At 70.5% G+C, this 14,320-nt stretch carries 14 protein-coding genes; all 14 read left to right on the forward strand.

Features of this window, described 5'->3' with window-relative positions; all coding sequences use genetic code 11:
* Window positions 1-23 precede the first annotated feature (23 nt).
* The 14 genes from JTE92_RS02560 to JTE92_RS02625 all read left to right on the forward strand — a co-directional run bounded on the left by JTE92_RS02560 (window position 24) and on the right by JTE92_RS02625 (window position 14,292).
* On the forward strand, window positions 24-824 hold the full coding sequence (locus JTE92_RS02560) for a CoA-transferase subunit beta (protein ID WP_063239618.1): 801 nt from the start codon (window positions 24-26) through the stop codon (window positions 822-824).
* A 7-nt stretch (window positions 825-831) separates the two neighbouring features.
* Window positions 832-1,722 (forward strand): enoyl-CoA hydratase, encoded by an 891-nt coding sequence (locus JTE92_RS02565; RefSeq protein WP_063239619.1) that lies wholly within the window; start codon window positions 832-834, stop codon window positions 1,720-1,722.
* Between the two features lie 8 nt (window positions 1,723-1,730).
* Window positions 1,731-2,810 carry an NAD(P)H-dependent flavin oxidoreductase gene (locus tag JTE92_RS02570; RefSeq protein ID WP_084254653.1) on the forward strand — a complete coding sequence of 360 codons (1,080 nt, stop codon included), beginning with the start codon at window positions 1,731-1,733 and terminating at the stop codon, window positions 2,808-2,810.
* A gap of 210 nt (window positions 2,811-3,020) precedes the next feature.
* Window positions 3,021-3,806 (forward strand): enoyl-CoA hydratase family protein, encoded by a 786-nt coding sequence (locus JTE92_RS02575; protein ID WP_063239621.1) that lies wholly within the window; start codon window positions 3,021-3,023, stop codon window positions 3,804-3,806.
* Window positions 3,796-4,962: an acyl-CoA dehydrogenase family protein gene (locus JTE92_RS02580; protein WP_063239622.1), complete on the forward strand. Its 1,167-nt coding sequence runs from the start codon at window positions 3,796-3,798 to the stop codon at window positions 4,960-4,962. Before JTE92_RS02575 ends, JTE92_RS02580 begins: the two co-directional genes overlap by 11 nt.
* Window positions 4,963-4,982: 20 nt before the next feature.
* A complete protein-coding gene (locus tag JTE92_RS02585) occupies window positions 4,983-6,062 on the forward strand; it encodes an acyl-CoA dehydrogenase family protein (RefSeq protein WP_063239623.1) in 1,080 nt (359 codons plus the stop codon).
* A 29-nt stretch (window positions 6,063-6,091) separates the two neighbouring features.
* The gene (locus JTE92_RS02590; RefSeq protein ID WP_063239657.1) at window positions 6,092-7,243 is read left to right on the forward strand and encodes an acetyl-CoA C-acetyltransferase; all 1,152 of its coding nucleotides are present in this window, start codon (window positions 6,092-6,094) and stop codon (window positions 7,241-7,243) included.
* A 129-nt stretch (window positions 7,244-7,372) separates the two neighbouring features.
* Complete coding sequence (locus JTE92_RS02595; RefSeq protein WP_063239658.1) at window positions 7,373-8,248, forward strand: SDR family oxidoreductase; 876 nt, start codon at window positions 7,373-7,375, stop codon at window positions 8,246-8,248.
* 11 nt (window positions 8,249-8,259) lie between these two features.
* Complete coding sequence (locus JTE92_RS02600) at window positions 8,260-9,408, forward strand: acyl-CoA dehydrogenase family protein (protein WP_063239624.1); 1,149 nt, start codon at window positions 8,260-8,262, stop codon at window positions 9,406-9,408.
* On the forward strand, window positions 9,405-10,607 hold the full coding sequence (locus JTE92_RS02605) for an acyl-CoA dehydrogenase family protein (protein WP_063239625.1): 1,203 nt from the start codon (window positions 9,405-9,407) through the stop codon (window positions 10,605-10,607). Before JTE92_RS02600 ends, JTE92_RS02605 begins: the two co-directional genes overlap by 4 nt.
* On the forward strand, window positions 10,604-11,407 hold the full coding sequence (locus tag JTE92_RS02610) for an SDR family oxidoreductase (protein WP_063239626.1): 804 nt from the start codon (window positions 10,604-10,606) through the stop codon (window positions 11,405-11,407). Before JTE92_RS02605 ends, JTE92_RS02610 begins: the two co-directional genes overlap by 4 nt.
* A gap of 152 nt (window positions 11,408-11,559) precedes the next feature.
* On the forward strand, window positions 11,560-12,015 hold the full coding sequence (locus JTE92_RS02615) for a MaoC family dehydratase (RefSeq protein WP_063239627.1): 456 nt from the start codon (window positions 11,560-11,562) through the stop codon (window positions 12,013-12,015).
* A gap of 14 nt (window positions 12,016-12,029) precedes the next feature.
* Window positions 12,030-13,235 carry an acetyl-CoA C-acyltransferase gene (locus JTE92_RS02620; protein ID WP_063239628.1) on the forward strand — a complete coding sequence of 402 codons (1,206 nt, stop codon included), beginning with the start codon at window positions 12,030-12,032 and terminating at the stop codon, window positions 13,233-13,235.
* Between the two features lie 85 nt (window positions 13,236-13,320).
* Window positions 13,321-14,292, forward strand: coding sequence for a WD40/YVTN/BNR-like repeat-containing protein (locus tag JTE92_RS02625; protein ID WP_063239629.1), 972 nt, complete (start codon window positions 13,321-13,323; stop codon window positions 14,290-14,292).
* Window positions 14,293-14,320 lie beyond the last annotated feature (28 nt).

Here is a 14,320-nt window from a genome sequence, read left to right on the forward strand (position 1 = left end):
AACTCGCCAACCAAGGAGCGACCGTGAGCGCCACTTATGAATTCACCCGCGCCGAGCTGATGATCGCCGCCGCCGCCCGCGCCTGGAGCGACGACGGCGAGGTGCTGGCCACCGGCATCGGCACCGGCCCGCGCATCGCCGCCGGCCTGGCGCGGCTTGCGCACAACCCCGGGCTGCTGATGACCGACGGCGAGGCCTACCTGGTGGAAACGCCGGTGCCGCTGGGTCCGCGCGAGGCCGGCTTCAAGGTCCGCGCCAGCGGCTGGATGAGCTATGCGCGCGTATTCGACTGCCTGTGGGGCGGGCGCCGCCACGCGCTGGTGATGCCGACACAGATCGACCGCTTCGGGCAGGCCAATATCTCCTGCCTGGGCGGCACGCATGCGCAGCCTAAGACGCAGTTGCTCGGCGCGCGCGGTTTCCCGGGCAACAGCATCCACCACGCAAACTCCTTCTTCGTGCCGGGGCACAGCACGCGCGCGTTTGTCGGCGGTGAAGTCGACATGGTCTGCAGCGCGGGCTACAACCCGGCGCGCCAGATCGAAGGCATGCGCAGTTTCGTCGACCTGCGCGTGATCGTCACCGACCTGTGCGTGATGGATTTCAGCGGGCCTGCCCATGCCATCCGCGTGCGCTCGCTGCACCCCGGCGTGAGGTTTGAGCAGGTGCAGGCGGCCACCGGCTTTGCGCTGGCGAATGCCGCCGGCGAAGCCTTGTCGGAAACGGCGGCACCGACGCCGGAAGAGCTGCGGCTGATGGCCCAGCTCGATCCGCACAACCTGCGCGCCACGATCGTGCGTGGCAACCCTTCCGGACGCGCGTGAGACTGACATGAAATCGCCTGCCATCGAACCCATCAGCCTGGGCCCGAACGCCGAGGTGCTCTACCAGGTGACGGACGGCATCGCCACCGTGACCATGAACCGGCCGCAATTCCACAACGCGCAGAACTCCAAAATGACGTATGCGCTGGACGAGGCGTATCGCCGTGCTGCCGCGGACGACGCGGTCAAGGTGATCGTGCTGCGCGGCGCCGGCAAGCATTTCTCCGCGGGGCACGACATCGGCACGCCGGGCCGCGATATCAACGAGTCGTTCGAGCGCGCCTCGCTCTGGTACGACCACGTCAACAAGCCGGGCGGCGAGTTCCTCTATGCGCGCGAGCAGGAGGTCTACCTCGGCATGTGCCGGCGCTGGCGCGAACTGCCCAAGCCGACCATTGCGATGGTGCACGGCGCCTGCATTGCCGGCGGCCTGATGCTGGCCTGGGTGTGCGACCTGATCGTCGCCTCGGACGATGCCTTCTTTGCGGATCCGGTGGTGCGCATGGGCATTCCGGGCGTCGAGTACTTCGCGCATGCCTACGAACTGCACCCGCGCATCGCCAAGGAGTTCCTGTTCCTGGGCGAGCGCATGGGCGCGGAGCGCGCCGAGCGCATGGGCATGGTCAACCGCGTGGTGCCGCGCGACGCACTGGAGGACGCCGCCTACGGCATGGCCGCCAAAGTCGCGCAGATGCCGCGGCTGGGCCTGACGCTGACCAAGCAGGCGGTCAACCATGTGGAAGACCTGCAGGGAAAGCGCACGGCGATGGATGCGGTCTTTGCCTGGCACCACTTCGCGCATGCGCACAACGAGCTGGTCAGCGGCGACAAGCTCGGCGGCTATGACGCGCGCGCCATGGCGGCGTCGCAACGCACCGGCGGCGAGGAGAAAGCATGAGCACGGGCATGAGCAACGCGAGCCTGCACACCGTGCTGTGCGACCTGCTGGGCTGCCGCTACCCCATCGTCCAGACCGCGATGGGCTGGGTGGCGGACGCGAAGCTGGTCGCCGCCAGCGGCAATGCCGGGGCGTTCGGCTTCCTCGCCGGCGCAACCATTCCGCCCGGCGAGGTCGAGCAGGAGATCCTGCGCGTCAAGGCGCTCAGCGACCGGCCCTTCGGCATCAACTTCCACATGTTCCAGCCGAACGCGGACGAAGTGATCGAGATGGCGATCCGCCACCGGCTGCGCGCGGTCAGCTACGGGCGCGGCCCGGACGCGAAGATGGTTGGCCGGCTCAAAGCGGCGGGGATCGTCTGCATGCCGACGGTCGGCGCCGCCAAGCATGCGGCCAGGGCCGTGGAGATGGGTGCGGACGTGGTCACCGTGCAGGGCGGCGAGGGTGGCGGCCACACCGGCGGCACGCCGACAACGCTGCTGCTGCCACAGGTGCTGGACAGCGTCAGCGTGCCGGTGGTGGCCGCGGGCGGCTTCTTCGACGGCCGCGGGCTGGCCGCGGCGCTGGCCTACGGTGCGGCCGGCGTGGCCATGGGCACGCGCTTCCTGATGTCGGCCGAATCGCCGGTGCCGGCGCAGACGCTGGAGCGCTACGTCAAGGTGCGCGATCCGGGCCAGATCCGCGTGTCGCTGGCCATTGACGGGCTGCCGCAGCGGATGATCGACAACACGCTGCTGCTGGAACTGGAGAAAGCCGGCCCGTGGCGGCGCACCTGGCTGGCGCTGTCGGCCGCGCGCAAATGGCAGGCGCGCACCGGCATGCGCAGCGCACAGATGCTGGCGACTGCCTGGCGCGCGATGCGCGCGCAGGACTACAGCGCCGCCCAGACCCTGATGGCCGCCAACGCGCCGGTGCTGATCCAGCGCGCGATGGTGGAGGGGTGCCCGGATGAAGGCGTGTTGCCCAGCGGGCAGGCAGCGGCGGCAATCGGGGCGATCGAGTCGTGCGAACGGATCGTGGCAGGGATGGTCACCGAGGCGCGAGCCCGGATGGAGGCGCTGGCACTGCGGCAGGCTGCGCTTCGTTGATGCGCCCGGCCCTCACCCCGGCCCTCTCCCGCGCGCGGGAGAGGGAGAACCCCGGCGGAATCGAACAGGACAGTAAGCGTTGCAAGCGCCACTGGTTTGCTCCCCTCTCCCGCATGCGGGAGAGGGGCAGGGGGTGAGGGCAGGCGCTTCCGGCGCAGCGAGCCGTCAAAGTCGAACCAACGCATCAACAACATGACAAGCAAATCCACCATGCAACCGAAGGACCAACCCTTCCGCATCGACACCGCCGACGGCATCGCCGAACTGGTGATCGACCATCCGCCCGTCAACGCGCTCGACAACGCCGGCTGGCACGCGCTGGCCGCCGCCATCGACCGCCTCGGCGCCGACCCCGCCGTGCGCGTGATCGTGCTGCGCGGCGAAGGGCGCGGCTTCTGCGCGGGCGTCGATATCAAGGAGCTGTCCGCGCACCCCGAGCGCATCGTCGAGGTCAACGCCGGCAACTACGCCACCTTCCGCGCCGTGCACCGCAACCCCAAGCCGGTCATCGTGGCCGTGCACGGCTTCGTGCTGGGCGGCGGCATCGGCATCTGCGGCGCCGCCGACATCATCGTTGCGTCCGACTGCGCGCGCTTTGGCGTGCCGGAAATCGACCGCGGCGCCATGGGCGGCGGCGCGCACCTGCGGCGCATGTTCGGCGTGCAGAAGGTCAGGGCGATGTACTTCACCGGCGAGATGATCGATGCCGCCGAGGCGTACCGGCTCGGCGCGGTCGAGCGCGTGGTTTCGCGTGCCGAGCTGCGCGACGCGGCCATGACGCTGGCCCGCCAGATCGCGGCAAAGAGCCCGGCCATGCTGCAGCTCGCCAAGGAAGCGCTCAACGGCGTGGAAGACGGCAACCTGGAGGACAAGTACCGCTGGGAGCAGGGCTTCACGCTGCAGGCCTATATGAGCGCCGATTCCGGCGAGGCGCGCGCCGCCTTTGTCGAAGGCCGCGAAGCCAGTTTTGCGCAGGGAGAGCGCGATGCAGCTTGAATACACCGACGCCCAGCGCGCCTTCCGCGCGGAGGTGCGCGACTGGATGGCCGCCCACGTGCCGCGCTCGCCGCTGGCCAGCTTCGACACCGGGGAAGGCTTTGCGCAGCACCGCGCCTGGGAAGCCACCCTCAACCAGGGCCGCTGGAGCATGGTCACGTGGCCGGCCGAACTGGGCGGGCGCGGCTGCGACCTGATCGAGTGGCTGATCTTCGAGGAAGAGTACTGGCGCGCCGGCGCGCCGATGCGCGTCAACCAGAACGGCATCTTCCTGCTCGGGCCGACGCTGATGGAGTTCGGCACTGCGGCGCAGAAGGCGCGCTTCCTGCCGCGCATGGCCTCGGGCGAGCATATCTGGGCGCAGGGCTGGTCCGAGCCGAACGCCGGCTCCGACATGGCCGCGATCCGCTGCAGCGCGATCCGCGATGGCGATGACTATGTGATCAACGGCCAGAAGATCTGGTCGACGCGGGCGGTCTGGGCGGACTGGCTGTTCGGGCTGTTCCGCACGGACCCGGCCTCGACGCGCCACCACGGGCTGACCTTCGTGCTGGTGCCGCTCGATACGCCGGGCATCACCGTGCGCCCGATCCGCCAGCTCAACGGCCAGACCGGCTTTGCCGAGATCTTCTTCGACGACGTGCGCGTGCCGGTGGAGAACCGGCTGGCTGCCGAAGGCGCCGGCTGGCAGGTGGCCATGGCCACCGCCGGCTTCGAGCGCGGACTGATGCTGCGTTCGCCCGCCCGCTTCCAGGAGACCGCACGCGCGCTGGTCAGGCTGTACCAGGCCAACCGCGAGGCGGCGGACCGCGATCCCTCGCTGCGCGACGCGGTGCTGCGCGCGTGGATGGACGCCGAAGCCTACACGCTGTCCACCTACGCCACCGCGAGCCGGCTGGTGCAGGGTGGCCATATCGGCGCGGAGTCGAGCACCAACAAGGTGTTCTGGTCCGAGCTGGACATCCATATGCACGATACCGCGCTGGCCATCCTGGGGCAGGCCGCAGAAGTCGCGCCCGCCGGGCAAGCCCCGGGTTCGCTCGGCCACTGGCTGGATGGCTTCCTGTTCTCGCAGGCCGGGCCGATCTATGCCGGCACCAACGAGATCCAGCGCAACATCGTCGCCGAGCGCCTGCTCGGCATGCCGCGCGCATGACGGCACCCGGGGGAAACACCATGGATTTCGCATTGACCGAAGAGCAGGAACAGTTTGCCGAGGCGATCCGGCGCTTCCTGATGACCGAGATGACGCCCGAGCTGACGCGCGAGCTGTGGAGCACCGGTACCGGCCGCTCCGACGCGCTGTGGCGCCAGCTTGCCGACCAGGGGCTGACCGCGCTGATGGTGCCGCAGGAGCAGGGCGGGCTGGGGCTGGGCGAGGTGGAATGGGCGCCGCTGGCGCAGGCTTGCGGTTATTTCGCGCTGCCTGAGCCGCTGCTTGACACGGCGCTGGTGGCGGCCGGCCTGCTGCGCGATGCACTAGCGCTCGGGCCACACTCGGCGCCGCATGCATCGGCGCGCGAGCGCTGCGCCACGCTGCTGGAGCGCATCGCCGCCGGCGATGCCCGCATCGCGGTCGCCCATCCGCAGGAGCGGCTGGTGGCCGACGCCCATGTCGCCGACGCCATCCTGTGCGCGCACGAAGGCGCCGTCCACCTGCTGCGGCCGGACCAGGCCACGCTGACGGCGCGCACCGGCCTCGATCCGTCGCGCCGGCTGTTCGAGCTGTCGTGGACGCCGGCCCCGGACACCGAGCTGATCCCCGCCGGCACTGGCCTGTGGGACATGGCGCTGAACCGCGGCGCGCTCGGCGTGGCCGCGCAGCAGCTCGGCCTGACGCAACGCATGCTCGACCTGGCAATCGACTACAGCGCGCAGCGCAAGCAGTTCGGCAAGGCCATCGGCGCCTACCAGGCGGTCAAGCACCTGCTGGCCGACGTGGCGATCCAGCTCGAGTTCGCCAAGCCGGTGCTGCTGCGCGCCGCCGCGGCGCTGGCGCATGGCTTGCCACACGCAGGAATGCATGTCTCGCATGCCCGCGTCGCGGCCGCGCGCTGCGCATGGACCGCGGCGCGCCAGGCCATCCAGGTGCATGGCGCGATGGGCTACACCTGGGAGCTGGACCTGCAGATCTTCACCAAGCGTGCCTGGGCCCTGGCGGGAAGCTGGGGCGACCGGGCCTTCCACAAGGCGCGCCTGGGCGCGCACATCCTGGACGGCGAGCATGCCCTCGGCGCCGGCGCCACGTTTGCCTGAATTGCCCGATCCCAAGGAGAACCATGACCATGAAAGACGCCTATATCGTTGATGCCCTGCGCACGCCCACCGGGCGCCGCAAGGGCGGACTGTCGCACGTGCACGGCGCCGACCTGGGCGGCTTCGTGCTGGCCGAGCTGGTGCGCCGCAACGGCATTCCCGCGGAAGACTACGACGACGTGGTGTTCGGCTGCGTCGACACCATCGGCCCGCTGGCCGGCAATATCGCGCGCAGCGCGTGGCTGGCCGCCGGCCTGCCGCTGACGGTGCCGGGCGTGACCGTGGACCGCCAGTGCGGCTCGTCGCAGCAGGCCGTGCACTTTGCCGCGCAGGCGGTCATGAGCGGCACCCAGGACGTGGTGATCGCCGGCGGCGTGCAGACCATGACGCAGATCCCGATCTCGTCGGCCATGCTGGCCGGGCAGGCGCTGGGCTTTGCCGATCCGTTCTCGGGCAGCAAGGGCTGGCAGGCGCGCTTCGGCGATGCGCCGGTATCGCAGTTCCACGCCGCGCAGCGCATTGCCGACCACTGGAAGCTTTCGCGCGAGGCGATGGAAGCCTATGCGCTGCAAAGCCACCAGCGCGCCGCGGCCGCGATCGAGGGCGGCCGCTTCGCCCGCGAGATCGTGCCGTGCGAGGGCGTGAAGCATGACGAGACGCCGCGCCCCGATACCACGCTGGCCAGGATGGCCGCGCTGGAACCGCTGATGCCGGGAAGTTCGCTGACCGCCGCGGTGTCCAGCCAGACCGCCGATGCCGCCGCCGCGCTGCTGATCGTTTCCGAGGATGCGCTCAAGCGCTACCAGCTCAAGCCGCGCGCACGCATCGCGCATATGAGCGTGATGGGCGATGACCCGCTGTGGATGCTGACGGCGCCGATTCCCGCGACCAAGCGCGCGTTGGAGCGCAGCGGCCTGCGCCTGGCGGATATCGACGTGGTCGAGATCAACGAAGCCTTCGCCTCGGTGGCGATGGCCTGGCTGGCCGAGACCGGCTACGCGCCCGAGCGCACCAACCCCAACGGCGGCGCGATTGCGCTGGGCCACCCGCTGGGCGCCACCGGCGCGCGCCTGATGACCACGCTGCTGCACGAACTCGAACGCACCGGTGGCCGCTATGGCCTGCAGACCATGTGCGAGGGCGGCGGCCTGGCCAACGTCACCATCATCGAACGGCTGTAAGGTCGTCGTCCCCGCGCAGGCGGGGACCCAGTGACTTTCAACGGCTATCGGATGGCCTGAAAGACGCTGGATTCCCGCCTGCGCGGGAATGACGATTGCCATTTTTGCCTGATCGCAAGGGGTATGGACATGGGAATCTGCGACGGACGCACCGTCATCATCACCGGTGCCGGCGGCGGGCTGGGCCGCGCCTATGCGCTGGCCTTCGGCGCCGAGGGCGCCAACGTGGTCGTCAACGACATCCGGCGCGAGGCGGCCGAGGCGGTCTGCGCGGAAGTCCGCGCGGCCGGCGGCACCGCGCTGGCCAGCGATGACGACATCACGCAACTGGCCACCGCGCAGCGCATCGTCGATGCGGCGGTCGAAGCTTTCGGCGAGGTACACGTGCTGGTCAACAACGCCGGCATCTGCCGCGACCGCATGTTCGTCAGCCTGACCGAGGCGGACTGGGACGACGTGATGCGCGTGCACCTGCGCGGCCACTTCTGCCTGGCCAACCTGCTGGCCAGGCGCTGGCGCGATGCGGCCAAGGCTGGCCGCGCCGTCGACGCGCGCATCATCAACACCAGCTCCGGCGCGGGCCTGCAGGGCTCGGTCGGGCAGTCCAACTACGCCGCCGCCAAGGCCGGCATTGCCGCACTGACGCTGGTGCAGGCCGCCGAACTGGGCCGCTACGGCATCACCGCCAACGCGCTGGCGCCGGCCGCGCGCACCGGCATGACCGAGCAGGTGTTCGCCGCCATGATGAAGGCGCCGGAAGGCGGCTTCGACTACTACGATCCGGCCAACGTTGCGCCGCTGGTGGTGTGGCTCGGCAGCGCGGACTCGGCGCAGGTCACCGGGCGCATGTTCGAGGCGGCTGGCGGCATGGTGTCCATGGCCGACGGCTGGCGCACCGGGCCGAAGGCCGACAAGGGCGCACGCTGGCAGCCGGCGGAAGTCGGCGCGGCGGTGGCCGGACTGCTGGCGCAGGCCCAGCCGCCCCAGCCGGTCTACGGAACCTGAGCGCGACGGCCATGGACTTCTCCATTTCTGTCGAACACCAGATGGTCCGCGACAGCGCGCGCGACTACCTTGCCGCGCACAGCGACCCGGCGGCGGTGCGGCGAGTGACCGAGGCAGGGCCGGCGCACGACGACGCGCTGTGGCGCGCGATCGCGGGCGAGCTTGGCTGGTGCGGCATCGCGCTGCCCGAAACTGCGGGCGGTGCCGGCCTGGGCGCGCCCGGGCTGGTGCTGCTGCAGGAGCAACTGGGACAGCGCCTGGCTTGCGTGCCGTTCTGGTCCACCGCCTGCGTGGCGGCGCCGTGGCTGCAGGGCAGCGCCGCACACAGCGCGCAGCGGCTGGAACGCCTGGCTGCTGGCGAGTGCCGCGCCGCGGCAGTGCTGCCGGACGATGGCGGCTGGCACTACGACGGTGTCGCGATCACCGCGCAAGCAGGCGCGGACGGCTTCGTGCTGCACGGCAGCGCCGCCCAGGTCGCCGATGCCTGCGGCACCGACTGGTTGCTGGTGCCGGCACGGCTCGATGACGGCTCGCCCGCGCTGTTCCTGCTGGAACCCGCTGCGCTGGCGCGGGATGTGCGTTTCGTGCTGGCGCCGCTGGACACGCTCGACCGCACGCGGCCGCTGGCGTCGCTGCGACTGGACGGCCTGTCCGTTGCGCCAGGTGCCTGCCTGGCACGCGGGAACGACGCGGCGCAGGGCCTGGCCCGGGCCTGGTGGCACGGCAAGCTGATGCTCGCGGCGGAGCAGCTCGGCGCGGCCCAGCAATGCCTGGACCTGACCGTCGCCTATGCGTCGGAGCGCATCCAGTTTGGCCGCGCGATCGCTTCGTTCCAGGCGGTCAAGCACCGCTGCGCGCAGATGATGGTGCTGGTCGAGGCCGCGCGCTCGGCGGTGTATGGCGCGGCGCAGGCGTGGGAATCGGAGCCTGCCGACCATGCCCGCCTCGAAATCGCCGCCGCTTCCGTCGCCGCCGACGATGCCCTGCGCTTCTGTGCGCAGGAGGCCATCCAGCTGCATGGTGGGGTCGGCTTCACCTGGGAATACGACCCCCAGCTCTATTTCAAGCGCGCACAGGCTGCCGGCCACTGGCTGGGCGGCGCCCGCGCGGCGCTCGCATATCTCGCGGACCATGGCCCGCAAGCCTGGAGGACAGCATGAGCGCGCATGAAGAGCAGGCATTCCGCGCCGAGGTGGCGCAGTGGATGGCCGCCAACCTGGCCGGCGGGTTCGCCTGCCTGAAGCACCGCGGCGGCCCCGGCGACGAAGAGGCCTTCCCCGAACTGCGCAAGGCGTGGGAACGGCGCCTGGCCGAGGGCGGCTGGACCGGGCTGGGCTGGCCGCGCGCGCATGGCGGGCGCGGGCTGCCGGTGATGCAGCAGGTGATCTTCCACGAGGAATATGCGCGCGCCGGCGGCCCGGGCCGCATGGGCCATATCGGCGAAGGGCTGATCGGCCCGACCCTGATCGCGTTCGGCACCGAAGACCAGAAGGCGCGCCTGCTGCCGGGCATCCGCAACGGCACCACCTTCTGGTGCCAGGGCTATTCGGAACCCGGCGCGGGCTCGGACCTGGCCAATGTGCGCACGCGCGCGGTTCGCGACGCCGCCAGCGGCGACTGGCTGGTCAGCGGCCAGAAGGTGTGGACCTCGCTCGCGCACGATTCGGACTGGATCTTCGTGCTGGCGCGCTGCGCGCCGGGCTCGCACGGCAGCAAGGGGCTGGTGTTCCTGATGCTGCCGCTGGACCAGCCCGGCATCGAGATCCGCCCGATCCGGCAGATGGGCGGCGGCGCCGAATTCAACGAGGTGTTCTTCGACGGTGCGCGCGCCGCGGCCGCCGACGTGCTGGGCGAGCCCGGCGACGGCTGGCGCATCGCCATGGCGCTGCTCGGCTTCGAGCGCGGCATTTCCACGCTCGGCCAGCAGATGCAGTTTACGCATGAGCTGGAATGGGTGGCGCAGGCCGCGCGCGACAACGGCAGCAGCCGCGACGCACTGGTGCGCCAGCGCATCGCGCGCGCCTGGGCCGGCCTGCGCGTGATGCGCGCCAATGCGCTGCGCATGCTGGCCGGCGCCGCGCAGGCCGGTCAGGACGGCGGCACCGCGCTGCAGCGCGAGGCGCTGATCTACAAGTACTACTGGTCCAACTGGCACCGCGACCTGGGCCAGCTCGCGCTCGACGTGCTGGGCCCGCTCGCCAACGTGCTGGACCACGGTGACACGCGCCGCACGCGGCTGCAGCAGATGGCGCTGTTCTCGCGCGCCGACACCATCTACGCCGGCACCAACGAAATCCAGCTCAACATCATCGCCGAACGCGGGCTGGGCATGCCGCGCGAGGCCCGAGGACAGTCATGATCCTGAACACTGAAACCACCGCAGTCCCGGCCTATGTGCCCGGCCACCAGTTGCTCGAGGGCAGGAGCGTCCTGATCACCGCCGCGGCGGGTGCCGGCATCGGCTTTGCCGCCGCGCGCCGCTGTGCGGAGGAGGGCTGCCGGGCGCTGATGATTTCCGACATCCATCCGAAGCGGCTGGACGAGGCGGTCGAACGCCTGCGCGCGGAAACCGGCCTGCAAGCCATCCACGGCCAGTTGTGCGATGTGTCCGACGAAGCGCAGGTACGCGCACTCGTGGCCGCCGCCGAAGAAGCGCTCAGCGGTACCGACGTGCTGATCAACAACGCCGGCCTGGGCGGCTCGCGCCGCCTAGTTGATATGGACGATGCCGAGTGGTCGCGCGTGATCGATATTTCCCTCACCGGCACCTTCCGCATGACGCGCGCGATGCTGCCGCATATGCAGGCGCGCCGGCGCGGCGCCATCGTCAACAACGCGTCGGTGCTCGGCTGGCGCGCGCAGAAGGAGCAGTCGCACTATGCCGCGGCCAAGGCCGGGGTCATGGCGCTGACGCGCTGCAGCGCGATGGAGGCGGCGGAGTTTGGGGTGCGCATCAATGCCGTGGCGCCGAGCATCGCGCTGCACGACTTCCTGAAGAAGTCGGCGCCGGCGGACCTGCTGCGCCAGCTGAGCGAGCGCGAGGCGTTCGGGCGTGCGGCGGAGGTGTGGGAGGTGGCCAATGTGATGGTGTTTTTGGCTAGTGACTATGCGTCGTACATGACGGGGGAGGTGCTGCCGGTGAGTAGTCAGCGGGCTTGAGTCGGCGGTACGTAAAAACGCTGACGCTAGCCACCACCGCTGGCAAAGGCTCCCCTCTCCCGCGTGCGGGAGAGGGGAGCAAACAAGCGGGATGCGGGGCTTGTCGGTAAGCCTCGCGCCCATGGGCAGGGGAAACACAGTTGGAAACAGCAATGCCAAGAATCTTCCGCTCCGCACAGGACATCCACGCCGCCGTCGGCCAACCTCTCGGAGAAAGCCCCTGGACCCGCATCACCCAGCACCAGGTCAACCAGTTTGCCAACGCCACCGGTGACCACCAGTGGCTCCACGTCGACCCCGAACGCGCCGCGCAAGGCCCCTACGGCGCCTGCATCGCCCACGGCTACCTGACGCTCGCGCTGGTCAACCAGTTCCTGCCCGAGCTGGTCACGGTCGAAGGCATGAAGTTCGGCGTCAACTACGGCTGCGACAAGGTGCGCTTCCCGGCGCCGGTGCGCGTGGGCGCCCGCGTGCGCGGCGTGGGTGAGTTGATACGAGCCGAGCCGTTGCAGGGCGGCGTGCAGTCGGTGGTGCGCATGACGGTGGAGATTGAAGGCGAAGCCAAGCCCGCCTGCGTGGCCGAGACGATCAGCCGCTACTACTTCTGAAACAGGAATCCAGCATGAATGAAGCTGTCATTGTCGCCGTCGCGCGCACTCCCATCGGCAAGGCGTTCCGTGGCGCCTTCAACGATACCGAAGCCCCGGTGCTGGGCGGCCACGTGGTGCGCGCGGTGGTCGAGCGCGCCGGCGTGGACCCGGCCGAGGTGGACGACGTGCTGATCGGCGCGGCCGCGCAGCAGGGCACGCAGGGCTACAACCTGGGCCGCCTGTGCGCGGTCGCGGCCGGCATGCCGGACAGCGTGCCCGGCATGACCATGGACCGCATGTGCGGCTCGGGCCTGATGACGATCGCCGCGGGCGCCCGCGCGATCCAGTGCGGCGAGGCCGGCATCATCGTGGCCGGCGGCGCGGAGTCGATCTCGCTGACGCAGAACAAGCACAAGAACGGCTACCGCGCCCAGTCCGAAGCGGTGCTGGCGCGCCAGCCGGCCGCCTACATGGCGATGATCGAGACCGCCGAGGTGGTGGCGCGCCGCTACGGCATCAGCCGCGCCGAGCAGGATGCCTACGCCTGGCGCAGCCAGCAGCGCACCGCCGAGGCGCAGCGGCGCGGCGCCTTCGACGACGAGATCGTGCCGCTGGCAACGCGCCGCGCGCTGTTCGACAAGGCCGGCGCACTGACCGGGCACGAGACCGTGACGCTGGCGCAGGACGAATGCAACCGGCCCGATACCACGGCCGCAAGCCTGGCGGCGCTCAAGCCGGTCTGGAGCGGCGGGCAGGCGGTGGCCGAGGGCGAGCACATCACCGCCGGCAATGCCTCGCAGCTGTCTGACGGCGCCGCCGCGGTGCTGCTGATGAGCGCGGACGAGGCGCGCCGCCGTGGCCTGCGCCCGCTGGGCCGCTATCGCGGCATGGCGGTGGCGGGCTGTGCGCCGGACGAGATGGGCATCGGTCCGGTGTTTGCCGTGCCGAAGCTGCTCGCGCGCCATGGCATGACGGTGGCGGACGTGGGCCTGTGGGAGCTGAACGAGGCCTTTGCCTGCCAGGTGCTGTACTGCCAGCAGAAACTGGGTATCCCGGATGCGCGGCTGAACGTGAATGGCGGCGCGATCTCGGTTGGGCATCCGTTCGGCATGTCGGGCGCGCGCATGACGGCGCATGCACTGGTCGAGGGCCGCCGCCGCGGCGTGCAGCAGGCGGTGGTGACGATGTGCATCGGTGGCGGCATGGGTGCTGCTGCGCTGTTTGACGTATTGCCTTAGCGACCCGCCGGTTTGCTCCCCTCTCCCACGCCAGTGGGAGAGGGGAGCAAACAATCCGCACACCACTCCACACGGAGGAGACATCATGAAACGACTGATCGGCCTCGCCATGTCGCTGGCGGTGCTGGCCACCGCGGTCTGGGCCTTCGCGCCGCGCGCGCTGCCGCCGTTCCCGGCCACCGCACTGCGCCCCGACGGCCTGCAGGTCAACGGCATCGCCCGCGCCGGCGAGCGCCTGGTGGCCGTGGGCGAGCGCGGCAAGATCCTGTTCAGCGATGACCAGGGCCGCGACTGGCGCGTGGCCGCCGTGGACAAGCCGCAGGGCGCCACGCTGACGCAGGTGGCCTTCGCCGACAGCCGCCATGGCATCGCGGTCGGCCACAGCGGCCTGATCCTGCGCACGGAAGATGGCGGCACGCACTGGCAGCAGGTCGCCTTCGACGCGCAATCGTCCGACCCGTTGCTGGGTGCCCTGGCGCAGCGCAATGGGCCGTGGTTCGCCGTGGGCAGCTTCGGCCGTTTCCTGGTCTCGCGCGACCAGGGCAGGCATTGGGAAGAGGCTGCCCTCAATGTCAACTCGGCCATGCAGGACCGCCACCTCAACGCCATCGCCGGCGACGGGCAGGGACGCCTGATGCTGGTCGGCGAAGCCGGGCTGGTGCTGCGCTCCGCGGATGGCGGCAGCCGCTGGGAGCCGGTCAAGACCCCATATGAAGGCTCGCTGTACGGCGTGCTGCCGCTGCGCGACGGCGCCTGGCTGGCCTTCGGCATGCGCGGCAATGCGCTGCGCAGCGACGACTTCGGCACCACCTGGCAGGCCGCGGAGACCGGCTTGCGGACCTCGTTCTTCGGTGGCGCCGAGTTGCCCGATGGCCGCATCGTGCTGGCCGGGCAGGGCGGCACGCTGGTGATGTCCGCGGATGGCGGACGCCACTTCGCGCCGTTGCCGGCCGGCAGTCCGCAGACGCTGGCCGCACTGGTGCCCGCCGGCAAGGACGCGCTGGCGCTGGGGGGCAGCAGCGGCCTTGCCGGCGCCACGCTCGCCGCAAATCGCTGAACCCCCGGTTGAACCCCGCCTGACCGAA

The sequence above is a fragment of the Cupriavidus oxalaticus genome (assembly GCF_016894385.1).
In the GTDB taxonomy this organism is placed as follows: domain Bacteria; phylum Pseudomonadota; class Gammaproteobacteria; order Burkholderiales; family Burkholderiaceae; genus Cupriavidus; species Cupriavidus oxalaticus.